A 25,000-nucleotide genomic window follows, 5' to 3' on the forward strand; every position below is an offset into this window, starting at 1 on the left:
CAACGAAAGGTTGGATAGCTTACCTATTTTTTTACGATCACGCCGTCTGCCACGAAGGTCAAGGCTTTTTCGGGTTCGGTGATCTTCGCGATTTCTTCTTTCGATTTGCCCGCGTCTTCAGCGTAGTGGCGCAGTTCATCGACGGGCGTGGTGGTGCTTTCTGCGGTTCCGGCTACGACAACCGTTTTGCCAACGATGTCTTTGGGAACGAAGAAGCCATAGTCTTTGAAGCTCACGCGCATTGTCTGCCCGTCGCCCGTTTTAACTTTCATCCAGCAGCCTTTAACTTTACAGACCGACTCGACCGTGCCTTCAACCTTAGCGGGCATCTTATCTTTTCCGTCCATCTTGGCGGCAAGCTCTGTGGCAGGAATAGCCCCTTTTTCGGTGATTTTTTTTCCGTGGTAACTAAGGTCGCTCTGGGCGAAGGCACCGAACGATGCACCCACTAGTAGGCTGACAATGAACAGTTTTTTCATGATGATTACAAAGTTGACGTATCGATAAACGAAGATACGCAAAGATTGCGGGTTTGCCTTTTTCGATTTCGCTTACGGACACGGATTAAGCAGACTAGAGCAATTTTCAGTAAGTTTTCTAATCTTGTCCTTTGTTTCCTGTAACGGGTCTCACTGCACGAATAAGCGACAAACAAATTATGCTACGAATGAATCAGGTTTTTGCGGTTGCGCTGTTGGCACTGGTGGTCACCGCCTGTCAGAAAAAGGAAAAGGATGAAGTGCCATCCCGCACGTCTTTTTTCGATAAGTCCGGCATGGATACGACGGTCTTGCCAGGAAATGATTTCTTTACGTATGCGAACGGCACCTGGGTGAAGAAAACAAAAATTCCTGCTGATCAGACGGGCTGGGGCTCGTTTTACCAGATTTACGAAGATAATCAGAAGAAAACGAGGTCTATTCTGGAGGAAGCCGCCAAGGCTGATGCGAAGGCGGGTAGCGTCGAACAGAAGGTCGGTGATTTTTACGCCAGCGGCATGGATACTGCTACGATCAATAAGCTTGGCTACGAACCCGTAAAGGCCGAGCTGGCAAAAATAGATGCCCTGACCGATTACAAACAGGTGCTGACTTACCTGGCAGCCGATGAAGGTAACCGGGGTGGGGAGTTCATTGGCTCTTATGTTGGCTCCGACGATCGGCAAAGTTCGATCAACCGCCTTAATTTTAGTCAGGCGGGTTTGTCATTGCCCGAGAAAGAATACTATACCCGCACCGACGAGGCATCGAAGAAAATTCGTACCGCTTTCGTGGCTTACGTCGCAAAGCTGTTCACGATGGTTGGCGTTGATCCAACGTCGGCCCGAACCAAAGCCGAGGCCATTCTGGAATTTGAAACGGCTCTGGCCAAGTCTCACAAAGCCCCCACTGACCTACGCGATCCGGTGGCCAATTACAATAAATTCGCCGTGGCGGATCTAACGAAGCAGATGCCAAACCTGAACTGGCGGACGCTGCTGAACACAATGGGACTGCAACGCATCGATACCGTTCTGGTGTCGCAACCGGGCTATTACCAGGCACTTGATAAAACGCTGCCCACCACGCCCATCGGTTTGTTGAAAGATCGTCTCGTATTCGATTTGCTGAATCATAATGCCAATCTGCTCAGCAAACCGTTTGAACAGGCCAGCTTCGATTTTAACAGCAAAACCCTCTATGGTCAGCCGCAACTGGCCGAACGCTGGAAACGTATGGCCAGTCGGACCGATGGCGCACTGGGCGAAGCCTTGGGACAATTATGGGTCAAGAAATATTTTCCGGCGGAAGCGAAGGAACGGATGCTGACCCTAGTGGACAATTTGCAAAAAGTGTATCGCGAGCGGATCGAAAAACTGGACTGGATGGCCCCCGAAACCAAAGCTGTGGCCCTGGTCAAGCTGGATAAATTCGTCAAGAAAATTGGCTATCCTGACAAATGGAAAGATTATTCGGATGTTGACATCAAGCGGGATGATTATTACGGTAATGTTCAGCGGGCCCGGAAACATGCCTACAAAGAAGACTTCGCCAAGATCAACCAACCCGTTGACCGGGCCGAGTGGGGAATGACACCGCCAACGGTAAACGCCTACGCGAATCCGACCAACAACGAAGTGGTTTTTCCGGCCGGGATCTTACAGTTTCCGTTCTTCGACAAAGACGCAGACGACGCGATCAACTACGGCGGAATTGGCATGGTGATCGGTCACGAGATGACGCACCTCTTCGACGATCAGGGCCGTCAGTACGACGCCAATGGCAATCTTCGCGACTGGTGGACCAAACAGGATGCTGAACGCTTCAAGACAAAGGTGCAAACCGTTGTTGATCAATACAATAATTACACCGTACTGGATAATCTCCGGTTGAATGGTCGATTGACATTAGGTGAGAATCTGGCCGATCTGGGCGGCATCACACTGGCTTATCAGGCATTTAAACTGACCAAACAAGGAAAGAGTACGGACAAAATCGATGGTTTTACGCCCGATCAGCGGTTCTTTCTGGGTTTTGCGCAGGTGTGGCGAATCAAAGTTCGCGACGAAACCGAGCGGGCTGGTATTTCAACCGATCCGCATTCACCCGCCAAATTCCGGGTGAATGGCCCGCTCACCAATTTTGAGCCTTTTTACAAGGCATTCGACGTGAAACCGGGTCAGAAGTTGTATAAACCGGAAGTCGATCAGGCGCGGGTTTGGTAATTTTTCTCTACCCTCACCCCCAACCCCTCTCCCGTTTCGGGAGAGGGGCTTTTTATTGTAAATTCTCATGAATTTTCTTGATTACCTGACCCATAGTATATAGTACATCGTCGTTTGTGAAACGAAGGATGGTTAAGCCAAGGTCGCAAAGAACTGCTTCGCGTTCAGCATCTTTAATGTGGGCTTCTAGCGTATTGTGAACCGCACCATCAACTTCTATAACCAGCTTGTACTCCGCACAATAGAAGTCAACAATGAAGTAGCCCAGACTATGCTGTCGTCGAAATTTCGTATCAGCTAAACGTCGCCCACGAAGTTCTTCCCAAAGTACATCTTCTGCCTGCGTCTGATTCTGCCGTAACTCACGACGCAGTTCTTTTATTAACGGATCATTCGATACTCTCTCGATCATTTTCTTAAGGTAAAACACTTAAGACTGTATAGAGAGCAGAGGTAACTTCATCAACGGTTCAATTGAACCAATTCATTTCTTGCAATAAAAGCCCCTCTCCCGTTTCGGGAGAGGGGTTGGGGTGAGGGGAATAGAATAGAATAGTACAGTGAGGGGAGCCAGAAACTACGTCCAATACAAAATCGGCGCATTCGGGAATCGTTTGGCCCACTCCTCGTAGAAGAACACTTTCATCGCCTTCATGTCGACAGGTTGATAGACGTATTTCGTACCGCCAAACTTGTTGCGTTTCTCGGCCCTCGTTGTCTCGTCCATGTCGAGTGATGTGTTCGGATACCATTGCGTCAGCACATCCTTGGAGCCGGGGGTGAACCGGTGCGTGATGAACTCAACGGTCATATCGCAATCAAAGTCGATAAGAGCTTTAATGCGATCCAGTAGGTCGGTGTACTGCTCACGCCAGTCGGGAATGGGCATAATGGGCGCTAAAACAACCCCAATCGGGTAACCGCCACCGCCTGATTGGCGGGGAAGTGCCAGCTGCCGCATGGCCTGCAAACGGGCTTCAACCGAGGCTGTACCGCCTTCCAGACGGCGGGCAACCGAATCCGTATTCAGACTAAACCGGGCGCGGGTCTGTCCATTGTGCGGTAAATCGAGCAGATCGTCAACCTGATTGTATTTGGTTACGAAGCGCAATTGCCCTTGCTCACGCGTACCGAAATGCCGGATACATTCGGCCAGGCTGCCGGTCAGGTGTTCAATACCCAGCACATCGGTATAACAACTCACCTCAAAACTGGTAGGTCGATTCGGGTCGTGTCCCTGCCAGCTTTTATTGGGAGGGAATGTACCCTCGTATGCGATCGTATGATCGAGCATTTTGGGCAGGTTCGCATAAGCCCGCACGACAGGCGGACCGGCCAGACTACCCGCCAGATAACAATACTGACAGTGAGCGGGGCAACCTTCCGCCAGATTCATTTGCCAGTCGGCCGAGGGGGGAATGGGTTGAAGCCGGAAAGCACCAGGCGGTGCATTCACGATGGCCAGCGTATTTTTGGCAATACGATACGTCTCCCGCTCGTCGGCCCCGCGAAGCCCCGTAATGCGGTTGTTCTTAGCAACCTCGATCGGTAAGCCAACCGCCGTAATGCGTTCGTACATAGCCTGTCCAAACGGTTCCTTAAGGGCATCGGCGGTAAAGACAACCCGTTTCGGCATCCAGACGCGGGCCGACTTGACAAGGGGTTCAGCAGGTAAGCTGGACTTGGTTGATTCACTGATCATAACGAGAGTAAACGAAGAGTAGGGGTCACTAAATATACACTGTTGAGCGTCTATCTTAGAACAACGCTAGTGCTAGGATAAATCCCGGTGAGTAGTATTTGTCTGTTAGTTTTTCTACTGATTGTCAGTACATTGTGAATTATTTTCAGCCCAGCCTCTCTAAACTGACAGCGCGCAGAAAACCGGATAATTTTGTAATCTTGCAAAAAAGGAAACGTATGGAAAGCACACAGACCGACATAACATCCCGATTGGTAACGGACTGTCAGTTATTCATCGACGTAGCAGAACACCTTTCGGAAGATCAGTTTAAACGGCAAATCAATGGAAAATGGTCGGTTGCCGAAGTGATGCAACACCTGTACTTATCGGCCCGACCGGTCGCTAAACTGATGGCAGGGCCACGCGATGTGCTCAAACAGTGGGGTTTCGCTGAGATGCCATCCAGATCCTACGAAACGATCGCGGCTATTTATCAGAAAGCACTCGGTTTGCGCAGGCTGGCACCGGCTACGATGACGCCCCGGCCCGAGGATATGGCGGTAGAGAAGCACGTAATCGTTAACCGGTTTCAGACTATTTACCAGGCACTCGTGGAGAGCATCAACGGATGGTCAGACGACGAACTCGACTCATTTCTGATTCCGCACCCGTTACTCGGCTATCTAACGGTCCGGGAGATGCTGTATTTTACGAGTGCCCACACGCAGCATCATTTAGTCTTGTTGCCAGACGAAGAATCCACTTACCTGACGAATGGATAGTTCACTAAAAACGGCAACCGGCTAATTTGTAAATTAGCCGGTTGCCGTTTTTAGTAAGTTGTTGGTCTATTTTGCCAGACGGATGCCCCGCTTGCCAACTTGGCCAAAATAGTAATTTACGCCAAATTTCAACCGGCCACCTTTGCCGCGCCCCAGACTAGGGTCAAACTTATTGTAGAAATTTCCTTCATAACTTACTTCAGCACCCAGCCGATGCAGAATCCAGAACATCGCACCCAGTTCCAGACCCACGCTGGTATATGTTGCTTTTGTATCGGACGGAATATTTTCCGAAAACTCACGGCCACCGTTCAGGCTAGCTCCGACGAAGCTGCTGACCCGCGTACGGAACGGATAGTACCGCGCGAAGATACCCGCTTGTCGGGCGTGGTATTTATTGCCGACGAGCCGATCGTAGTCAAACCGTAAACCAGCCGCAAAACCTGGTTGAAAGAAATAGCCCAATCGAGCGTTTATATCGGAATACACTTTTCCGCTGGTTGTTCCGAACCCGACGCCACCACCCACAAAAACGTTGCCCGGCTGGAACCAACTGAGCTGGTTATTTTGCATATAGTTGATGGATTTCTCGACTTCTTCGTTCAGTTTCTCATCGACCTGGTTGGCTTTTTCCCGGACATCTTGCCGGGTTTTCTCATCAATGATCGGTTTCGAGCGATTGGTTGAATCGGCATTGTTCTGACCATAACTGGCCAACGAAAGACTCGTTAGCAAAGCTGTAGCAAATAGTAATTTTTTCATCGTCGTTGAGTTGATATGCGTTGTTCGTTGGGTATTGATCTAGTAAACTGTAAAGTTTAGATAAGGTTTGCTCGATTTCGATTCCCGGCTATATGCAAAAGTAAGAGCCTCCCTACTTGCGTAAGGAAGCTCCTGTCTGGAAAAAGTATAAACCAGGTTTTTATTTCTGCAACTGATTGATGAGTAAATCTACCTGTTCAATGGAAACGGCCGGAAAGTTGGCGATCCTGATCTGCGATTCCTTGAACTTCCCATAACCCGTTCCAATGATCATGCCCGCCTGTTTGGCACTCGCAATAACCTCAGTCGACGGTTCTTTTGTCGTAGCCACAACCACTGTCTGCGATCGGTGGCGTTCTTGTTTGACGAAGGGTGTATAATCGTCCGACGCATCCAGGAATTTATAAAGCATCCGAGCCTTTTCGTCGGTCTGTTTGCGGATGGTATCGATACCTATCTTGTTGAAATCTTCGGCAATTTTTCCCAGAAGATAGATGAACAGCACGTTCGGTGTAGCGGGGGTTTCGAAGGTTTTGTAATGGCTCCAGAGCGTGGGCAGCGTATGGTGTGCCCCAACCGTCAGGTTGTCGTATTTCTGTAGCCGTTCCGCTTTTTCGAGACAGGTCTGGCTGGCAATCCAGACGCCTAGACCGGCGGGCATACCAAACGCTTTCTGGACCGAAAAGAACGCCGAATCAACCAGGGCAAAGTCCAGATCAGGGTACGGAGCCGACGAAACCATATCCACGACCACCAGTTTCTTGGCGTACTTACGTTTCAGCTTGTGAATCTCCGTAGGACGCATCTGAACCCCCGACGACGTTTCGTTGTGCGTTACACAGATCAGCTCCGCATACTCGGGAACGTCGACTTCGGTGTAGTCGAATCCTTCGCCGAACGGCTTTTCGAACACATGCGCGTATTTGTGTAAGGCGTTGGCGTAGTCGTAAAACTTCTTGGAGAACGAGCCATTGACGAGGTGAAAGCTCTCATGCTCAACACAGTTGAACAAAATGCGTTCCCACACTTCGGAGGCCGATCCGGTGAAGAAAATGCCGTGCGTATCCGGAATGTTTAGCAGGGTGCGCAGCTGCGTATCGGTGAATCGGTAGATATCCCGAAACTTCTGGCTCCGGTGCGAAATGGACCCAATCTGCTCATCCATTGCCGTTTGCAGGTGCTTGTACAGCGTCGGGTATAATTCGGCAGGACCGGGCGTGAAGTAAGTTTGTTTCATAAAGGAGCTAAAGAGTGAATACGTGAATGAGTGATAGAGCGGTTAACCGCTCTATCACTCATTCACACTATCGCTAATTAATACAAAAGTCTGAATTTGATTGTCTGGTCGATTTGCTTGAGTTCTTCAACTACTTCGTCGGCGTATTCTTTGGCCACATCCGTAATTACATAACCGATCTGCTCGTTGGTTTTAAGGTACTGGCCGTGAATATTGATGTGGTACTTCGCAAAAATGGTATTCATCTTGGCCAGAATACCCGGCACGTTCGCGTGGATGTGCAGCAGCCGGTGCGAACCTTTCAGCAATGGTAGTTGTAATTCCGGGAAGTTAACGCTGCCGTACGTGCTGCCGTTGTTGATGTATTCGAGCAATTTACTGGGAACGAAATTACCAATGTTGGCCTGCGCTTCTTCGGTGCTGCCACCAATGTGGGGCGTCAGAATAACATTCGGCTGGTTGCGCAACGCGTTGACAAACTCTTCGTTGTTCGTTTTCGGCTCATACGGAAATACGTCGATCCCGGCCCCCCCAATTTTACCCCGCTCGATGGCATCGACCAGTGCCGGAATGTCTACGATATGACCGCGCGAGAGATTCAGGAAAATGACCCCGTTCTTCATAAGCCCGAATTCGCGGTAGCTGATCAGGTTCTTGTTTTCTTTCCGGCCATCAGTATGCAGGCTGACAATGTCGGCAATCGCCAGCAGTTCGTCCAGCGTTTTGCATTTGCGGGCGTTGCCAAGCGCGAGTTTATCGACAACATCGTAGAAGTACACCTCCATGCCCAACGCTTCGGCAACGACTGAAAGCTGCGTGCCGATGTTGCCATACCCAACGAGTCCCAGTTTCTTGCCCCGCACCTCAAAGCTGTTTGTCGCCGATTTGTCCCACTCACCCTTGTGCATCAAATTGCTTTTGGGAACAATGTTGCGGATCAGCATAATGATCTCACCAATGGCTAGTTCAACTACCGAACGCGTGTTGCTGTACGGTGCATTGAAGACGGCAATACCCCGTTCGGTACAGGCCGCCAGGTCGATCTGGTTCGTGCCGATGCAGAACGCGCCAATGGTCATGAGCTTATTGGCGTTTTCCAGCACCCGTTGCGTCACCATTGTTTTGGAGCGAATGCCCAGAATCGATACGTCCCGGATGGCTTCGATCAACTCTTCTTCGTCCAACGCACCCTTACGGATTTCGACGTTAAATCCTTCCTGTTCGAACAGTTTGACCGCTACCGGATGCACGTTTTCCAGGAGCAATACTTTGATCCGGCTCTTGGGATACGACTGGCTGCGGCTCAGATGGTTGTGGTACAGGAACTCATCCAGCGAAGGCGCAATAAAATCGGCTTTTTCGACCACGCGGGGCCGGATCACATTCTCCGTAAAGGCATAGAACCGATTCGCCAGCCCTGAAGCCCGGATTTCGTAATCCGTATACCCATCGCCAATAACGTACACCTCGCCGTCGAGTTTCAGGTCGCGGATAACCTGCGATTTTCCTCCGTTGGCCGATAGTGGGTTTGCGTTGTCGAAACCAGTGATGTTGCCCGTTTCATCGAATACGAACGTATTGGCAAACACGTTTTCGGGAAGCACACCCAGCGACGTAACGATGGGCGTAATGAATTCCTTGAAGCCGTTGGAAACGACAAAAATATGGTCGGCATTTTCGGTCAGAAACTGCCTGTTCCGCTGGAACGAATCCGAAATCTTACCCATCAGGGTTTCGATCAGCGCGGGAAGCTGATCGCGGTGAGCCTTCAGCAGATTCAACCGGAGTTCGAGCGATTCAGTGAACGAAATCTCGCCCGACATACCCCGGTCGGTGATGGCTTTGATCTGGTCCAGCGCATCATTGCGGTCGGGTCGACCAATTAGTGAAATCTCGCCCAGCACGTCCAACGCTTCTACTTTTGTAAACGTGCTGTCGAAATCAATGATATAATACGTTTGTTCGGTCGTACCGACGTTTGAGGTTTTGGTGAGCATGGGTGAGAACGTCGCTATCACAGCAACGTGTTGATCTACTTATGATTGGTTCGATTTGGATTCTGTTAAAAACGCTACCGCCCGTTCTTCCGACCAGTAGGTGCCATTGATGCCCTGCGCCAGCGACGGAAATCCGCAATGACCGCCTTGTTCGGGAAACTCCATCCATACGGCAGGGAGTTCCCGCGCCAACTGTTCCGGAAAACATTCGGGTGACAGAAACGGGTCATTTTTGGCATTGACAATCAGCGTTGGAATAGCAATAGTCGGAATAAACTGGAGCGAACTGCTACGGGTATAATAATCGGTTACGTCCCGAAAACCGTTCTGCGGGGCTGTAAACAGATTATCGAATTCCCGGATCGTTCGTGCTTTACCAACTACTTCGGTTGGGAAAACACCCGGCATGACGGCCGCTTTCTGGGCTACTTTGCGTTTGAGTGTTCGATTGAACCGGTAGTTATACACCAGGCTATCCCATTGTTCGAGTCGTCGGGCCGAGCCCATCAGATCAAGCGGAACCGAAAACACGACTGCTTTCTGGATAGCCGGGTTCAGGGCTGTACCCTGCTCGCCGATGTACTTTACCGTAACGTTTCCGCCCGCACTGAAGCCCATCAGATACAGGGTCTGATAGCCTTTCGAGAGCGCATATTGACAGATGAAGTGAAGGTCCCCCGTTTCGCCGATGTGGTAAAAACGCTGCTGGCGGTTCAGTTCGCCACTACAGGAGCGGTAGTGCCAGGCCAGACAATCGAATCCGTTCCGGGTCAGGTGGCGCACCATACCAGCCAGATACTGACTCGTTGAGCTGCCTTCCAGACCGTGGGAGAGAATGACGAGGGGGTTTGATGATGAGTGATGAGGAGTGAATGAGGATGCAGCAGGCAAGTCATTCGGAGCGTAGGCCCAGTCGAGATCCAGAAAATCATCATCCGCCGTTTCGATCCGTTCGCGGACGTAGGAAACCGCAACCTTGCGAAAAAGCGAGGGAATGATGGTTTGCAAGTGCCCATTCCACAAACGGGCGGGCGGCTGGTAACTCGATGGGGCAATCAGCGGCATTACAACACGCGGGTGATTGAAGCCGCAAAGGTAAGAAAAACGCCGGAGCAGCGTGCGTTTATTTCGTAACAATCAGTTGGCAATCAAAAAAGGGTCACCTAGCTTAACTGGGTGACCCTTCAGCGGTCGATTACAACGCGAGTTCTTTCTCGGTAACGATCGTCAGTACTTCCGAATCGGTGAGTCGTTTTGCCAGACCCAATGTCTTCGGAACCTCATAATGGAAAAAGAACTTCATCGTGTGAATTTTGCCCTCGTAGAATGCCAGATCGTCGCCCGATGGATTCTGCGTTACCATGTTTTGTTTAGCCACGGTGGCCTGAATGAGCCACTGCCAGGCAACGACGACAATCCCAAACAACTCCAAAAACAGCGTCGCATCCGCCAGATAGCGTTCGGTATCGCCGTTCAGGGCGTGAGGCATCAGGTTCATCACCACCGTCTGCGTACGCTTGAGTTCGGCACTGAGTTGGTCGGCATAGGGCTTAAGGTCGTCATAGGTGCTGGCTTCGGCAATCGTTTTACTCATTTCGGCAAACAGGAGCTGTGGCGCTTTACCGCCTTTCATCGTCATCTTACGGCCCAGCAGATCCTGCGCCTGAATCCCGGTTGTACCTTCGTAGATGGGTGTGATCCGAATGTCACGGTAAAGTTGCTCGACCGGAAAATCTTCCGTAAATCCATAGCCGCCGAACGTTTGTATGCTCTGACTCACCGCCTGAACGCCCATTTCGGACGGATAGCTTTTGGCTACGGGCATCAGCAGATCGAGCAGCAGGAACGCATTTTCTTTCTCCTCACCCTCCAGCACGTGGCTTAGGTCATACAGCTTGGCCGCCTGAACCAGCAACGATAACGAGCCTTCGGTAACCGCTTTCTGAAACAGTAGCATTCGTCGAACGTCCGGGTGATTGATGATCGCGGTCTGGGGCGCATCCAGCCGGTTTTTTTCATTCAGTCGACGGCTTTGTGGTCGTTCTTTCGCATACTGCAAGGCTGCATAATAAGCCGCGGTAGCAATAGCCGTTGCGGTCATACCAACGCCGATCCGGGCCTCGTTCATCATCTGGAACATATACGGTAAGCCCTGATGCGGCTGACCCACGAGGTAGCCAATGGTGTTGTCGTTCGAGCCCATCGTCAGGTGCATGGCCGGAACGCCTTTCTGACCCATCTTGTGATACAAACCCGTCGACGTGACATCGTTATCGACAAAATTTCCTGTGCCATCCGGACGATATTTTGGCACGACAAACAGCGAAATGCCTTTGGTGCCCTGAGGTGCGCCGTCGATACGGGCCAGCATCAGGTGCACAATGTTTTCCGCAGCGTCGTGATCGCCCGCCGAGATGAACACTTTCTGCCCGTTGATCTTGTAGGTGCCATCGGGTAGGGGAGTGGCGGAGGTCGTCACGTCCGAAAGCGATGAACCGGCCTGTGGTTCCGTCAGCGCCATGGTCCCCTGCCAGGTGCCTGCCATCATGTTGGGCAGGTAGAACTCGGTCAGTTCGGGACTACCAAACGAAGCGATCAAGTGGGCCGAACCCGTTGTCAGCCCAGTATACATCATACCATTATTGGCCGCCATGAGAATGAAACCCACCAGAGAGCTGACCACCTGTGGAAGTTGCTGACCGCCGTGATCGAATGAGAAACCGGCCCCGATCAAACCGGCGTCGCCCATCGCCTTAAGAAACTCTTTGACTTTAGGATGGACCGTTACCTTACCGTCTTTGAGTTCGGGCTGATTTTTATCAACTTCCTTCAGATACGGATGCATGAGCGTATCGGCAATATAGGTTGCCGAGTCGATCACGAGGTTAAACGTCTCGCGATCGTGAGCACTGAAGTAGTCGTATCGGGTGAGTTCGTCAGCTTTAAATACGTCGTGAAGCAGAAATTGCAGATTGCGTTTGCTGAAATAGGTTGCGGCCATAGTAAAGAGAGTCAGAAAGCTAGCTGTCAGTATGCAAGCATACGGCCAGTCAGTAAAAATACTGTTTCCGGCCTTACTCTGTACATTATTAGCCGAAAACTATCGTTTACTTTGTGACGTATATAACACAACCAACAAGTCAACTTTCATCGCTATGAAAAATCTGATTGCAGTTTTCAGTCTCCTGTTTGCCCTGGTTTCATTGGCACAGGCACAGGATAAAAAGCCGCCGGCAAGCCCAAAAATAACCGCAGAAAGCCCGGATAAGAATATCAAAGTCGTTTATGGGCAACCCGCTAAAAAAGGTCGTGTTATTTTCGGGGCCGAAGGATCGACTAGTTTGGAAAAGTACGGAAAAGTCTGGCGTACTGGCGCGAACGAAGCTACCGAGGTGACCTTCAAGTCGGATGTGATGTTTGGCGGTAAGATGGTTAAAGCCGGTACGTACACTCTCTTTACGATTCCAGGCGAGAAAGAATGGAGCGTATTACTGAACAGCACACTGGGCCAATGGGGCGCATATGATTACGAAAAAATTAAAGGCAGCGACGTGGCCATGATCAAAGTACCCGTGTCGATGAACAAAACACCCATCGAAAAACTGACCATCACCCCATCGAATAGCAGCATTTCGATTGCCTGGGATAACATGACGGTGTCTGTGCCGGTCATGAAGCATGGATCGTAAGGTTCATTTATCCTCGAGGATAAATGAACCTGTTGTTACGGAACCCGGCTGCTTTATGAAGCGGTCGGGTTCTTTTTTTTACGGCAACCCGGTAGGTAATTCCATCCTTTTGGACCGTTGCCGGGTCTATCCTGCAACGGACACATTAAAATTTGCGTAAAAAGTTAACAGACAATGGATTAAGTTGTTATTTTGAAATAAGTAAAATTACCCGTGTTGAATGATGAAATGCTACCTTCTCTTTTTGTTGATGCTGAGTGCTGCCTTGCCTGCTTCCGGTCAGGAACAGACTGACTATTATAAGCTTCCCGATCAGCAGCAGCACTACAAACGGGTACTTACCCGCTACGGTGGAGCCTATATTCGCAGCCGCTGGTATGTGTCTCTGGACGGGTTCGTGCGCACCGACCGAGCGAAACTTGATAATTCATTCAACGGACTGATTGCCAGTGACCGTGTTACAAAAGCCGGCTGGAGTGGGCTCATCGGCTGGGCTTATCGCGAACGGTGGGCTGTGGAAGCTGGCTATACAAATTCGCCAACCCATACTGAAGTGCTCATTAACAGCGGCATGTATCCCTACACATTTCGGTTTGCCAATGACAAGCGGGGTTTGGTTCTGCGGGGTAAACACATGATCTTGTCAACCAGTGGTCCATGGCGTCGATCGGGATTTTGGCTGACGGGTGGCCTATGGCTAATGCCCAACACCAGCCGCGATGGGGGTAGATTCGCCTTGTCTGGTTACGGGTATCACGACCGGCACGCGGAGAAGGGTGACACAATTCGATTGATTGGACAGACCACCGTCAATGCTGCGCCGACAGCCATGATCGAGACCGGTTTGGAATACACGGTTCGTTTGACTGACCGATTCGATATGGGTTTTTCAGCGCGTAAACTATGGGGACTCAGTAGTGCTGTCTCCACTACGGTTTCCTACAGCGTCAATAGTCGTGAAACGCAGCAGGCGCAGTTCGATGGAATGGGCAATGGCATGACGTTCGGTCTGACGATGCGGTACACGTACGCAATTAAGCGGACGGTGGCCAAGGTGCTTGATATTCAGGGAAAACGGCCCGCTGGTATCGGTAGAATTAAATAGCCGAGTCAGAACTAGCCGCTTAAAAAGGTAGTAGTCTATCGAGATTGGGGGTTGATTATCAGCTGGTTGATCTGAAAATTAATGCGGTTTTTTTGCCTGAAAACTTGCGAAACAAAAAAATACAATCAATCTTTGCCCATCAACTTAATCGACTGATCCGCCAGGCAGTCTTATACACGATGATCAGGCACACATCTCAACCGGCTCCTTTGTTCGAAACGTCTGTTTCCCGGCTCCGAATGTGTAGCATATCGACAATGGCCATGTCCTGTTGTTGCTGATCCGCCGAGTAAGAGTTCATCTCTTGTCATTTGCCGTTATTGAGCGGCCAAGAAGCTAATCAAACATACTAAACCGGATGTCTGTAAGGACGAACGGAACCGACTCACCAACTAAAGTGGGGTTACTGACAACAAAAATGGTTTTTATTTAGATTATTATCCTATTAAATATATAGGATAAATAGTTAAATAGAAAAGACACACAAACCAGGTAAACGCAACGACTCATGACACTTGAATTTCAAAACGAACTTGGCGACTTCCGCCCCTTCACTACAAAGCCACGCAAGCAGAACGTAGACATACAGCCCTTGAAAACGGGCGATATCGCGCCATTTTTCAGTCTCTCGGGCGGTACCGGCGATTGGAAGGCGTCCAGTTTTAACTTCCCGAAAGCCGGACAAGGGCAGTCGTTGTCATTGCTGGATCTGGTAGCCGATAAACCAATCGTTGTTAGTTTTTATTGCCCATGCTGGGGGCGTTATGCCGAACCGTACCTGAACTCGCTGATTCGTCTCAACGACGCGCTTCAGCAGGTTGGTATCGAACTGGTCGTGCTTTCCATCGAATCGCCGAAAGCACTCGCCCGTCAGGGTAAAAACCTGGACTTTCTGTTTGCCCATGATGCCGACCAGCAAGTATCGCGTCAGTTTGGCGTGTATAATGAAGACAGTCCGGTATGGGATCGCGTTTCGGGAATTTCGGATGAAGCGTTTATTCCAGCCGTGTATGTGATCGGACCCGATCGGCGCATTGAGTATCACTTTCTGGACGAAAACTTCGATACACCGATTGATATTGATGCTATTGTTTCGCACGTTTGGTCGCTGAGTCCGGCTTATCCAGAGTTTGTCGATAAACCAGTTGGTCACGTAAACGCTTATGCGCAAGGCTTTTTTGCACTCTGGTTACTTGGTTTTCTGGTCGCAGCCGGTACCCAATTTATCAATCCCTGAAGCGAGTAGTTGCCTGGCTCGATCCGTGAATCGAAGCAGCAACGAATGTCAGCAGTGTGATGGTTAACAGTAAGATAGATAGGCCGTTGATCAGTTTCCCAGTGAGATGTGGGTATACCAACGCCGGTTTGTCGTTACGTTGTTCCGTCAAGTTATGGATACCGATGACCTAATTCTGCGCGTGAACATGGACCTCTTACGAGAGACAAGCAGCCGTAGCCCTACATAAACGCGGAAGGGCCCAAATCTAAACGTAGAATCAAGGCTATTCCGCTTATCTTTAGTGCGCACAGCAAGGCCACATACCAGTCCTTCACTGGCCTCAGTAACCATATTGACTACGATTCGATAGCTCCGGAACGCATGAAAAAACAAGTAAGTATCATCCTCCTTTTTACCTTAAGCGTTTTGCTGAGCCACGCGCAGACTCAGCCTAAGACCGTCGGTCCAGAAAAAGGCGCCCTGGTCATTGTTGGGGGAGGGAACATGGCACCTGAGTTGTGGAGCCGGTTCGTTGAACTGGCTGGTGGACCGGCAAAGGCCAATATCGTTATCATTCCAACGGCAGGTGAGGATTCGTCGGCCAGCAAAGCACCCCGTGAGACAGAACGCTTACGGAGCCTTGGTGTGAAAACCATTACGATTCTGCACACCCGCGATCCGAAAGTGTCCAATATGGAAGCATTCGTCGCTCCGCTGAAAAACGCGACAGGAATCTGGTTCGCAGGCGGGCGACACTGGCGGCTGGCTGATTCGTATCTGAATACACTGGCGCACAAGGAGTTTAATGCGTTGCTCAGCCGGGGCGGAGTAATTGGCGGTACATCAGCCGGGGCTACGATTCAGGGTTCATTCATGGTGCGGGGCGACACGAAGGGTAATTCAATTATGATCGGTGATCATACGCAGGGCCTCGATTTTATCCATAACGTAACGATTGATCAGCACGTGCTACGCCGGAATCGTCAGTTTGACCTGATCGATGTCATTAAATCGAAACCTGAACTGCTGGGTGTTGGCATCGACGAAGGCACAGCTATCGTAGTGCAGCAAAATACGTTTGAGGTAATCGGTGCCTCATACGTGGCTGTTTACACCGCCGACCAAATTGCTACAAATGCCAAATATCCATCGGGGCAGAACAGTACTGGTGGCCCGTTCTTCTTCCTCGGTAAAGGGCAGAAATTTGATTTGCAGACCCGGAAGGTGATCAACCAGCCACCATCCCGACCCAATGAACCGGCCAGGTAAGTAAAAATTGGTCGTTGCTATCCTTCTGATTGACGGAATAAATAACGCACCTAATCCCTTATTAAAACCAGAGTAACAGCTATGAAATTTGAAACGCTTCAATTGCACGCAGGACAGCAGATTGATCCAACGACCAATTCCCGTGCGGTCCCGATATACCAGACGACTTCGTACGCCTTCAACAACACCGAACATGGCGCAAACCTGTTTGCCCTGAAAGAGTTCGGTAACATCTACACCCGGATCATGAATCCAACCGGCGACGTTTTCGAGAAGCGAATTGCGGCACTGGAAGGGGGCGTTGGCTCATTGGCGGTAGCATCGGGTCATGCTGCCCAGTTTATAGCCATCAACAACATTACGACCGTTGGCGATAACTTCGTCACCACGACCTATCTCTACGGCGGCTCCTATAATCAGTTTAAAAATTCGTTCAAAAACATTGGTGTCGAAGCCCGGTTTGCGGATGGCGACAAGGTCGAAAGCTTTGAGCGTTTAATTGACGACCGGACCAAATTTCTGTATCTGGAAACGATTGGTAATCCCGGCTTCAACGTGCCCGACTTTGACGCGTTCGCGAAACTGGCCGAAAAGTACGATCTGCCCCTTATTGTCGATAACACGTTTGGGGCGGCTGGGGCTATCTGCAAACCCTTCGATTTTGGCGCGCACATCATTGTCGAGTCGGCCACTAAATGGATCGGCGGACACGGGACAACTATCGGTGGGGTCATTGTCGATTCGGGTAAATACAACTGGGGCAACGGAAAATATCCACAATTCACCGAACCGTCGTCGAGTTATCACGGGCTGGTATTGAACGACGTGTTTGGTCAGAACGGACCCTTCGGTAATATTCAGTTCATCATCCGGGCCCGCGTTGAGGGACTCCGCGACTGGGGACCGTCGCAAAGCCCGTTCAATTCGTTTTTGCTGTTGCAGGGCCTTGAAACGCTTTCGCTCCGCATCGAACGTACCTGCGAAAATGCGTTGGCGCTGGCTCAGTGGCTTCAGCAGCATCCGGATGTGGCCTCGGTCAATTACCTGGGGTTAGAAACTAACCAGTACCACGAGCTGGCCAAAAAATACCTGCAACGGGGCTACGGTGGCGTACTGTCTTTTGAGCTGAAAGGCGATAAAGCGCGCGCTGAGAAGTTTGTCAACAGTCTGAAACTGATCAGTCACCTGGCGAACGTGGGCGATTCAAAAACGCTCATTATTCACCCCGCGTCCACAACGCACTCCCAACTGAATGAGGAAGAACAGTCGGGGGCAGGGGTAGCGCCAACAGCCCTGCGCGTTTCGCTTGGTATTGAACACATTGACGATATAAAAGAAGATATCGAACAGGCGATTGCGCAGTTGTAGCGTCTGCTCCGATTCCTCTTTTGGGCGGACCGGGCCAGCGAGTGTAAACACACCATAAAACAGAAATTAGTGTTGAGTAAGCCAGATTATGATGCGGTTGTGGTCGGCTCCGGGCCGAATGGACTGAGTGCTGCTATTACGTTGCGGCAGGCTGGTCTATCAGTGCTCTTGTTGGAAGCGAAAGCCGACATTGGGGGAGGACTACGAACCGCAGCACTCACGCTGCCCGGTTTTGCGCACGACATCTGCTCGGCGGTTCATCCACTGGCGGCTGGTTCGCCCTTTTTCCAGAGCCTGCCCCTGGCCGAACATGGTCTGGAGTTTATTTACCCACCCCTGTCGGCCGCGCATCCATTTGACGATGGAACGGCAGCGGCACTACGACCATCGGTCGGGGAAACCGCCCGTGCTTTAGGGGTCGATGAACAGGCTTACCTGAATTTGCTGGAACCCCTGGCGCGGCACTGGCCGGCGATGGCTCAGGATGTATTGGGGCCGTTGCGTTTCCCGAAACATCCGCTCGATATGGCGCAGTTTGGTCTGGATGCGTTGCCGTCGGCGGTGCAGCTGGTCAAACGGTTCAAGACGAAGGAAGCTCGTGGTCTGTTTGGTGGGATGGCGGCCCATGCCATTCAGCCGTTATCGAATCTGACCACATCGGCCATTGCGCTGGTGCTGATGACGGCTGGGCATTTGCGCGGCTGGCCCGTTCCTAAAGGTGGTTCACAAGCCATTGCCAATGCGCTGGCTTCGTATTTTCGGTCGATTGGCGGTAAGATTGAAACGAACACGCCTATTCAGTCAATCAGCCAGTTGCCATCGGCGAAAGTTGCTCTGTTCGATGTGACGCCGAAGCAACTGCTGACCATCGTTGGTGATCGCTTCTCGTCCGGAACGCTGAACAAGCTGTATAAATGGCAGTTAGAGCAGTATCGGTACGGTATGGGCGTGTTCAAAGTCGATTGGGCACTGGATGGACCGATTCCGTTCACGGCTCCCGAATGCCGACAGGCCGGAACCATTCATCTGGGGAGTACCTTCGAGGAAATTGCCGAAGCCGAACGATTGACCTCGTTGGGGCAGCATCCGGATCGTCCGTACGTGTTGCTGGCGCAGCAAAGTCTGTTCGATGCGACCCGTGCCCCGCAAGGAAAGCATACTGCCTGGGCTTATTGCCACGTACCCAACGGCTCTACCGTCGACCGGACCGATGCCATTGAGCGGCAGATTGAACGGTATGCGCCCGGTTTTCGGGATCGGATTCTGGCCCGACATACCATGAACACCAGCCAGTTAGAAGCACACAACCCCAATTATGTGGGGGGCGATATCAACGGGGGCATCATCGATATTGGCCAACTATACACCCGTCCGGTCGTAACCCTGTCCCCTTACCGAACGTCGGTGCCGGGCATTTATATCTGCTCATCGTCTACGCCACCGGGTGGGGGCGTTCATGGGATGTGTGGGTATCACGCTGCCCGTGTCGCATTGCGCGAGGGGTTTGCGTTGCCAGTGGTCGTTCCATTGGCAACGGGTTAGCCTAAGGTGCTGATGAAGTTATAAAAATTTTCCTCATAAATCTACTTAGTCTGTAGATATTATTATTTAGTTGCGTTCTCTACGAAAGGTTCAGTCAAATTTTGTTCACATCTAGCTTTCTGTTTTATGCTGACATCGAGTAAAGTATCCGACGTGCTGACAACTGGTTTTCTGACGGATCAACAGATTCAGTCGTTTGATAAAAATGGTTACCTGCACATAAAGGGGTTTGTTCATCGGAACGACGTGCAGCTTTTTTTGAGTGAAATGCAACGCGTAGAAGATCATTTCGTTGCCGAGAAGGTCGATAAAATAAATGGCGTTCCTATCAAATACGGTCACGATGAAACGGGCCGTCGTATTGTCCAGCGATTCGCCTTCGCATCCCTGTTTAGCTCCGTTTTGCATGACTTTTTGCAGGATAGCCGCTTACAGGAACTGACCCAGTTGCTGCAACCCTACGAGGGTCGGATTGGCGAAGAAGAAAAGGATGGGCTGGTCATCAATCACTACGTTCGCACGCCCGAAAGCAATTTCTCCCGCATGGGCTGGCACACCGATAGTCCGCGCGACTTGTTCCTAGGTCAACGTATCCGGCCAATGCTCAACGTGGGATTGCATCTGGACGATTGCCCGATGACAAACGGGGGACTGCGTGTGTTGCCCGGTACGCATAAGCAGAATACGTTACTGACCCTATTCCGCAAGCGGCAGTTTGTCGATCACCGGCCCGATCCGCGTGAAGTTGGCTTTGATATTAAAGCGGGCGATCTGACGATTCATAATGGTAGTTTGTGGCACCGGGTTCAGCAGTCCCCTTACGTTGGCGCAGAGAGCCGTCGGCGGGTGATGTACATTCCGCTCGTTACGGGTGATTATCAGCGGAAGACAGCCGCCAGCAAAACGCCATTTTACCATCGATTAGCCAGTAAAATAATTGGCTAACGGCGGACCGGATCCGTCTAGCGTACAGAAAATGTCAACTCAACGAATGGGTATGCTGTTGCCAGGTTATCCTTGCGGGTCATGTCGCGCTCGAAGGGACGGTTCAGGTTGTTGCCGGCCAGGTCTTCCAGTCGTCCGTCAATGCGTACTGTGTACTGACCGGTTTTCCAGGGCTGATCGGGTTTAAATAGGGCTCCTTTTTCTTCATCAACAATCGTCCATTTACCAGGAATCGGTTGACCCATTTTAGTGGAAACGTGGAGGGCTTCGGCCAATAAACTATGATCGAGTGGTTCACCAAAGGCTAGCTCAAGCGATTGGGTACTATCCGTTCGGGGCTGATGGATTGTCCAGTGGGAGGGCCTTGGCGAGAGGCTATCGCGCTGCATGGTTACAAACAGTTTCTGCGTTGTTTTTGCCAACGTAGCGCCCTGCTCATCGGGCCAGCCAGCAGAAACGGCCAGTCGGTAGTGGTTTCCGACGTGCAGTGGTGCACCCAGCCGTTTGTTTGGGATTAGATCGCGTTTGATGCGTCCGGGGTCCAGCCAGAGGGTCAGTAGTGTACGATCAGCGTTCCAAAGCTCGGGTTGGAGGTCAAGAAATACGTTGTGTAGGGTATCGGTCTTGTCCCTGATCAGCGAAACGAATTTCTGTGATTGCCCTTCCCGCATAGGGCGGGAGAAATGCAGGTAGATTTTCAGCAGGTTGTCGGGCAGAGAGTCCTGCGTAGGGTATACGGCTAGTAAGGTCGGCTTATCGCTGGTCGCTAGCGTCGGAACAGAGATAGTGCCAACTGGTCTGTCTTTAAACCAAACGGTGTACGTTAGCCCGCGGGTGAAGGGAATAAGCGGCTCAAAAAGAGTAGCGTCATCGACCACCTGGTAGCGACCCAGGATCGCGGTCTCTTTATTTGCCAATCGTACGGATAAGCCTTGAGTCCGTGCATCGGCGGGTTCGGCATCGAGCAATTGATTCGGAATGGAAAGGGCCGTGGCCCTATTGCCCTTCCACCGGATTTCCAGTTTGGTCTGGTCTGACTGGTGGCACGCAAACAACAAGCAACAACACAAAAAAATCAGGCTATACATCACGTATAGCCTGATCGAATCCAGCCAAAAACGCTTACAAATACCGATCATTGGCGGTCCAAAGATCAAGGTTGCCGTTCGACCGACGCTGAAGAATAACCATCTGCGCATCGTCCAGTTTGTCGAGTTGGATTACGTTTGTTAACGGCAGCGATACGAAATCGACCCCGGCGGTAGCAAAGTTTTCTTCCACGGGTGTGGTCAGCGAGCCCTGATACGCTTCTATGCTTTTGTATTTCACTTTGAACACCGGACGGCTCGAATTCGCCATGATCAAAAACGAGTCATTGCCTTTTTTCATCGTGATGATGTCCAGCGGTTGATTGCCACTACCCATTTCAGCAACGGTTCGCCCTTTCACATAGCTACCGGCCTTTAATTCATCGAGTGGAAAGAGCACCAGCGGTGTACAGGTATAACTGGCTAACAGGTACTTTTTGCCCTTTATTTCGGTCGTCGTGAAGGTTTTGATCGGGGCCATTGTCTCATATTTGCCGTGTGCCGCATGGTAGATTTCGAGCGAAGCCTGATCCTGCTTGTTCGAGAACGGGAACGGAATACTACGGAACGTAGAACCAAATTCCTGATTCGATAAGCCACTGACCATCAGCTTTCCATCCGCGTAACCCATATCTGAAATGGACGCAATGCGCAGCGATTCCCCGCGCCGATCTTTAGCGTCTTCCGAGGGCGCGTTTGTCAGCGCGAGCATCGAAAAGGGAACATCATTCAGGGATACGTTCGTGATTTTGTCGCCATCGATCCGAAGCAGAACGGGTGTCCCATCGCTATGCTGTACAGCACAAAACACGTGTTTCGACTTGGGGTTAACGGCAATGTCCTGAATGGTGATGTTCTTGACCTCAGTTCCTAAAAGAGCGGCAATTTTCTGGTCGATATTTTTAACGTCAACGGCGGTAGCCTTCTCCGCTGACTCGGCATCTTTGGTATCGACGGCAAAAACGGTTGCGCTACGTCCGTCACCGATGAACAGCACACCATCCGGTCCAAACGTCAGCGCGTTGATCGATTTGATGGCAGGTGTTCCAACCATAAATCCGTACTGATTACGAACGGAACGGGTCGTTGTGGCCAGTAATAAAAGTCCAGCGCAGCCGATGGCTAGTATGGAATAATGTTTTTTCATGTTTGCAGCCGTTAGTGTTTATGGATATACTAATAAGCGATCGAATATACGCATAATGCCTTGCGTTTCAAGGAGTTTTCACGGGATACCTAGCGTGTGCATCGACTTTACGACAACGGTTCGTAATCTATTTCCAGGAATGCTTTTACGTACTTTATCCAGTACGCCTGTACAAGGTATACATGATCCGGGTGATTGGTATAGTTCGCATAAAGCCTAGCATTATCAAACTCCATCGATAATCCGTAGTCAAAGTCGTTTTTCGCACTGATTTGCTTCAGGCATTCAAACTTTTGCACACCGGGTATCGAGGCCAGTTTAGTTACGGCCCTGAAGAAATCGTGTTCTTCCGGCGAAGCCTTTGGCCCTTTTAGCGTGAAGACAACGGTATGACGTATCATAGACGCGAGCGTTTCTGGAGGAGACTTATTTAGCCGTCGTTTTCACGTACTGAAGACCGCCGAGCAAATGCTTCAGGAAAACGGGGTTGCTATACATCTCGTCGGTGTGACCGAAGGCGGTGTAAAAGATCTTACCTTTTTCGAATTCGTGATACCAGGCCATTGGGTGATTATCGCCCATCTTCCCGTCTACGTAACTTTTCTCGTCGAGCTTGACCAGCACGTTGACGGGTGATTTGAATTCGGAGAAATTATAGAATTCATCTTTGATCTTCCAGCGATCTGGAAATCCGAACATGGACGGGTTCTTTTTGTCCACCGCATACGCTTCACCATCCTGCACATTGGAACTACGCTTTCCGTTTTCGCCGACGTACATGCCGGGGTGGTTGATGAAATAAGCGCCCACCAACTGACCATACCACGGCCAGTCATGTTCCGTATCAGAGGCCGCGTGAATACCGACAAAACCGCCCCCGGCCTGAATGTATTTCTGAAAGGCGGCTTTCTGGGCTTCGTTAAACACGTTGCCGGTGGTACTCAGAAAAATAATCGCCTTGTATCGCTTCAGGTTGTCGTCCGTAAAGTTGGCCGCATTTTCCGTCGTGTCGACCAGGAAGCCATTTTCCTTGCCCATCTTGAACAGGGCCTGTTGTCCGGCTGGAATGGATTGATGCCGGAATGTAGCTGTTTTAGAAAAGACCAGAACCCGGTCGGGCGATGCCTGGGCGAATACCGCTGTTGTGGACAGGACCAGACCAAGAACGATGGTGAGTATGAAGGAATGAATACGAAATGGAGTCGCTAAACGCATGGTGGTTGGGATTGATCGAATACGCTCAGAAGTAGAAAAGCCAGAGTAGTATACTCAACCCGACGCCATTATTTTGGACGCGGGTCGGCATATACTACCCTGACACATGCCGTGTTATCGCTGATTCTCTGCGCTAAGCGCTAGAAACGACCGGCTGTTTTGCCCCTTACGCCAACACTTTTTTGAGGTTTGTGTAGCTGGTCGTGATGCTTTCGACACCTAACGGAGCCATGTCCTGTTCCACGAAGAAGTATTTCAGCCCCGCCGTTTTGGCAGCCGCAAATATCCGTTTGAAATCGACCATGCCGTTACCTACTTCGGTAATCGTTTTCTTGTCGTCCTTGATATCTTTAATGTGCCAGAGTGGAAAGCGTCCCGGCTGTTCCTTAAATAACGCGACGGGATCTTTGCCGGCTTTGGTGGCCCAGGCCAGATCCAGTTCCATCTTGACCAGGTCTTTATCAGTTTGGGACAGGATCAGCTCGTACGGTGTTTTACCCCCATCGACGGGGTCGAACTCGGTCGCGTGGTTGTGGTACGCGAAGCCAATACCCGCTTTCTTGGCTGCTTCACCCGTTTTCTGAAACACCTCGATCGACTTATTGATCTCATCAATGGTGCTGACCGGGGTACTGGCGCAAACCAGGTACGACAGCCCACCCTCGACCGCTTGATCGACTAACTGCTGGTAGTTGTCGCGCAGGTTCAGCATGGGTGGCATTTTGGAAAAATCCATCGCTGGCCGCTGCGCACCACCGGCTGGAGCTTGTCCACCGGCGGGTGGCGTTCCGGCACCGGAGCCACCGCCCGCCGGTGGGGTTGCCGCTGGTCGTGGCCGGAAAGGAGCACCGCCCGCATGGTGTGCCCGCCAGGTCATGCCTAGTCCCGACACGAGTGATTTGAATTCTTTGGCCGTGTAGCCGTAGTAACCACCCCGCAAACTAAACGCCGACTCAACTTCTTTATACCCGACGGCCGCTACTTTTTCCAATGTACCCTTTGGATCTTCGTTCATGGGCCCGAAGAGGGTGAACAACTGGATACCAATGGGATAGGAGGGGGCACTAGCGAAAAGACCGTGTGCATTGGTAAATGTTGGCAGCGCGAGACCACCCAAAGCTAAAGCGCCCGTATCGCGGAGAAAGCGTCTTCTTGATGTCATTACAGGAATCGGTTAGGAAATTGATGTAAAGTACGATAAATAATGAAACCCCGGACGGTTCTTTGCCTGTACGAATGCAGACAAA

22 protein-coding genes are annotated in these 25,000 nt (G+C 50.9%); 9 read left to right on the plus strand and 13 right to left on the minus strand.

The annotated features are described in order from the left end of the window. Positions 1 to 23: 23 nt before the first annotated feature. Positions 24 to 479 (minus strand): DUF4920 domain-containing protein, encoded by a 456-nt coding sequence (locus tag GK091_RS07385; protein WP_164035946.1) that lies wholly within the window; start codon positions 477 to 479, stop codon positions 24 to 26. Between the two features lie 188 nt (positions 480 to 667). On the opposite strand from GK091_RS07385, the gene GK091_RS07390 reads away from it, so the two are divergent. Further along, positions 668 to 2,704, plus strand: coding sequence for a M13 family metallopeptidase (locus GK091_RS07390; protein WP_212592945.1), 2,037 nt, complete (start codon positions 668 to 670; stop codon positions 2,702 to 2,704). A gap of 52 nt (positions 2,705 to 2,756) precedes the next feature. On the opposite strand, the gene GK091_RS07395 is transcribed toward GK091_RS07390, so the two are convergent. Both GK091_RS07395 and GK091_RS07400 read right to left on the minus strand, forming a co-directional pair. Continuing rightward, entirely contained in the window at positions 2,757 to 3,116 is a 360-nt protein-coding gene (locus GK091_RS07395) for an endonuclease domain-containing protein (protein ID WP_164035948.1), read from the minus strand. 165 nt (positions 3,117 to 3,281) lie between these two features. Continuing rightward, positions 3,282 to 4,406, minus strand: coding sequence for a spore photoproduct lyase family protein (locus GK091_RS07400; RefSeq protein WP_246202162.1), 1,125 nt, complete (start codon positions 4,404 to 4,406; stop codon positions 3,282 to 3,284). A gap of 218 nt (positions 4,407 to 4,624) precedes the next feature. Between GK091_RS07400 and GK091_RS07405 the strand changes: the two genes are divergently transcribed. Further along, the gene (locus GK091_RS07405) at positions 4,625 to 5,170 is read left to right on the plus strand and encodes a DinB family protein (protein ID WP_164035949.1); all 546 of its coding nucleotides are present in this window, start codon (positions 4,625 to 4,627) and stop codon (positions 5,168 to 5,170) included. Between the two features lie 66 nt (positions 5,171 to 5,236). Here GK091_RS07405 and GK091_RS07410 read toward each other — a convergent pair whose 3' ends face one another. From GK091_RS07410 to GK091_RS07430, 5 genes are all read right to left on the minus strand, one after another. Beyond that, positions 5,237 to 5,932 carry a porin family protein gene (locus GK091_RS07410; protein WP_164035950.1) on the minus strand — a complete coding sequence of 232 codons (696 nt, stop codon included), beginning with the start codon at positions 5,930 to 5,932 and terminating at the stop codon, positions 5,237 to 5,239. 160 nt (positions 5,933 to 6,092) lie between these two features. Continuing rightward, positions 6,093 to 7,169 (minus strand): aminotransferase class V-fold PLP-dependent enzyme, encoded by a 1,077-nt coding sequence (locus GK091_RS07415; protein WP_164035951.1) that lies wholly within the window; start codon positions 7,167 to 7,169, stop codon positions 6,093 to 6,095. A gap of 77 nt (positions 7,170 to 7,246) precedes the next feature. Then, positions 7,247 to 9,166: a phosphoglycerate dehydrogenase gene (serA, locus tag GK091_RS07420; RefSeq protein ID WP_164035952.1), complete on the minus strand. Its 1,920-nt coding sequence runs from the start codon at positions 9,164 to 9,166 to the stop codon at positions 7,247 to 7,249. A gap of 39 nt (positions 9,167 to 9,205) precedes the next feature. Further along, a complete protein-coding gene (locus tag GK091_RS07425; protein WP_164035953.1) occupies positions 9,206 to 10,231 on the minus strand; it encodes a YheT family hydrolase in 1,026 nt (341 codons plus the stop codon). 130 nt (positions 10,232 to 10,361) lie between these two features. Further along, positions 10,362 to 12,167, minus strand: a complete 1,806-nt coding sequence (locus GK091_RS07430; protein ID WP_164035954.1) for an acyl-CoA dehydrogenase — start codon at positions 12,165 to 12,167, stop codon at positions 10,362 to 10,364. Positions 12,168 to 12,321: 154 nt separating this feature from the next. Here GK091_RS07430 and GK091_RS07435 point away from each other — a divergent pair, with 154 nt between their 5' ends. The 7 genes from GK091_RS07435 to GK091_RS07465 all read left to right on the plus strand — a co-directional run bounded on the left by GK091_RS07435 (position 12,322) and on the right by GK091_RS07465 (position 20,303). Further along, positions 12,322 to 12,855, plus strand: coding sequence for a DUF2911 domain-containing protein (locus GK091_RS07435; RefSeq protein ID WP_164035955.1), 534 nt, complete (start codon positions 12,322 to 12,324; stop codon positions 12,853 to 12,855). A gap of 220 nt (positions 12,856 to 13,075) precedes the next feature. Continuing rightward, positions 13,076 to 13,960: a hypothetical protein gene (locus tag GK091_RS07440; protein WP_164035956.1), complete on the plus strand. Its 885-nt coding sequence runs from the start codon at positions 13,076 to 13,078 to the stop codon at positions 13,958 to 13,960. Between the two features lie 508 nt (positions 13,961 to 14,468). Further along, positions 14,469 to 15,197 carry a peroxiredoxin family protein gene (locus GK091_RS07445; RefSeq protein ID WP_164035957.1) on the plus strand — a complete coding sequence of 243 codons (729 nt, stop codon included), beginning with the start codon at positions 14,469 to 14,471 and terminating at the stop codon, positions 15,195 to 15,197. Between the two features lie 363 nt (positions 15,198 to 15,560). Beyond that, positions 15,561 to 16,448, plus strand: coding sequence for a cyanophycinase (locus GK091_RS07450; RefSeq protein WP_164035958.1), 888 nt, complete (start codon positions 15,561 to 15,563; stop codon positions 16,446 to 16,448). 81 nt (positions 16,449 to 16,529) lie between these two features. Then, positions 16,530 to 17,816 (plus strand): O-acetylhomoserine aminocarboxypropyltransferase/cysteine synthase family protein, encoded by a 1,287-nt coding sequence (locus GK091_RS07455; RefSeq protein ID WP_164035959.1) that lies wholly within the window; start codon positions 16,530 to 16,532, stop codon positions 17,814 to 17,816. 72 nt (positions 17,817 to 17,888) lie between these two features. Beyond that, positions 17,889 to 19,358 (plus strand): phytoene desaturase family protein, encoded by a 1,470-nt coding sequence (locus GK091_RS07460; RefSeq protein ID WP_164035960.1) that lies wholly within the window; start codon positions 17,889 to 17,891, stop codon positions 19,356 to 19,358. 126 nt (positions 19,359 to 19,484) lie between these two features. Continuing rightward, positions 19,485 to 20,303 (plus strand): phytanoyl-CoA dioxygenase family protein, encoded by an 819-nt coding sequence (locus GK091_RS07465; protein ID WP_164035961.1) that lies wholly within the window; start codon positions 19,485 to 19,487, stop codon positions 20,301 to 20,303. A gap of 17 nt (positions 20,304 to 20,320) precedes the next feature. On the opposite strand, the gene GK091_RS07470 is transcribed toward GK091_RS07465, so the two are convergent. The 5 genes from GK091_RS07470 to GK091_RS07490 form a co-directional block, all read right to left on the minus strand. Continuing rightward, positions 20,321 to 21,502 carry an Ig-like domain-containing protein gene (locus GK091_RS07470; RefSeq protein WP_246202163.1) on the minus strand — a complete coding sequence of 394 codons (1,182 nt, stop codon included), beginning with the start codon at positions 21,500 to 21,502 and terminating at the stop codon, positions 20,321 to 20,323. After that, a complete protein-coding gene (locus tag GK091_RS07475; RefSeq protein ID WP_164035962.1) occupies positions 21,426 to 22,538 on the minus strand; it encodes a hypothetical protein in 1,113 nt (370 codons plus the stop codon). Before GK091_RS07475 ends, GK091_RS07470 begins: the two co-directional genes overlap by 77 nt. 107 nt (positions 22,539 to 22,645) lie before the next feature. Beyond that, the gene (locus GK091_RS07480) at positions 22,646 to 22,939 is read right to left on the minus strand and encodes a Dabb family protein (protein ID WP_164035963.1); all 294 of its coding nucleotides are present in this window, start codon (positions 22,937 to 22,939) and stop codon (positions 22,646 to 22,648) included. Between the two features lie 25 nt (positions 22,940 to 22,964). Continuing rightward, positions 22,965 to 23,753 carry a ThuA domain-containing protein gene (locus GK091_RS07485; protein ID WP_164035964.1) on the minus strand — a complete coding sequence of 263 codons (789 nt, stop codon included), beginning with the start codon at positions 23,751 to 23,753 and terminating at the stop codon, positions 22,965 to 22,967. Positions 23,754 to 23,919: 166 nt separating this feature from the next. Further along, positions 23,920 to 24,915, minus strand: coding sequence for a sugar phosphate isomerase/epimerase family protein (locus tag GK091_RS07490; protein WP_164035965.1), 996 nt, complete (start codon positions 24,913 to 24,915; stop codon positions 23,920 to 23,922). Between the last annotated feature and the right edge of the window lie 85 nt (positions 24,916 to 25,000).

This window comes from Spirosoma agri (assembly GCF_010747415.1).
In the GTDB taxonomy this organism is placed as follows: Bacteria; Bacteroidota; Bacteroidia; order Cytophagales; family Spirosomataceae; genus Spirosoma; species Spirosoma agri.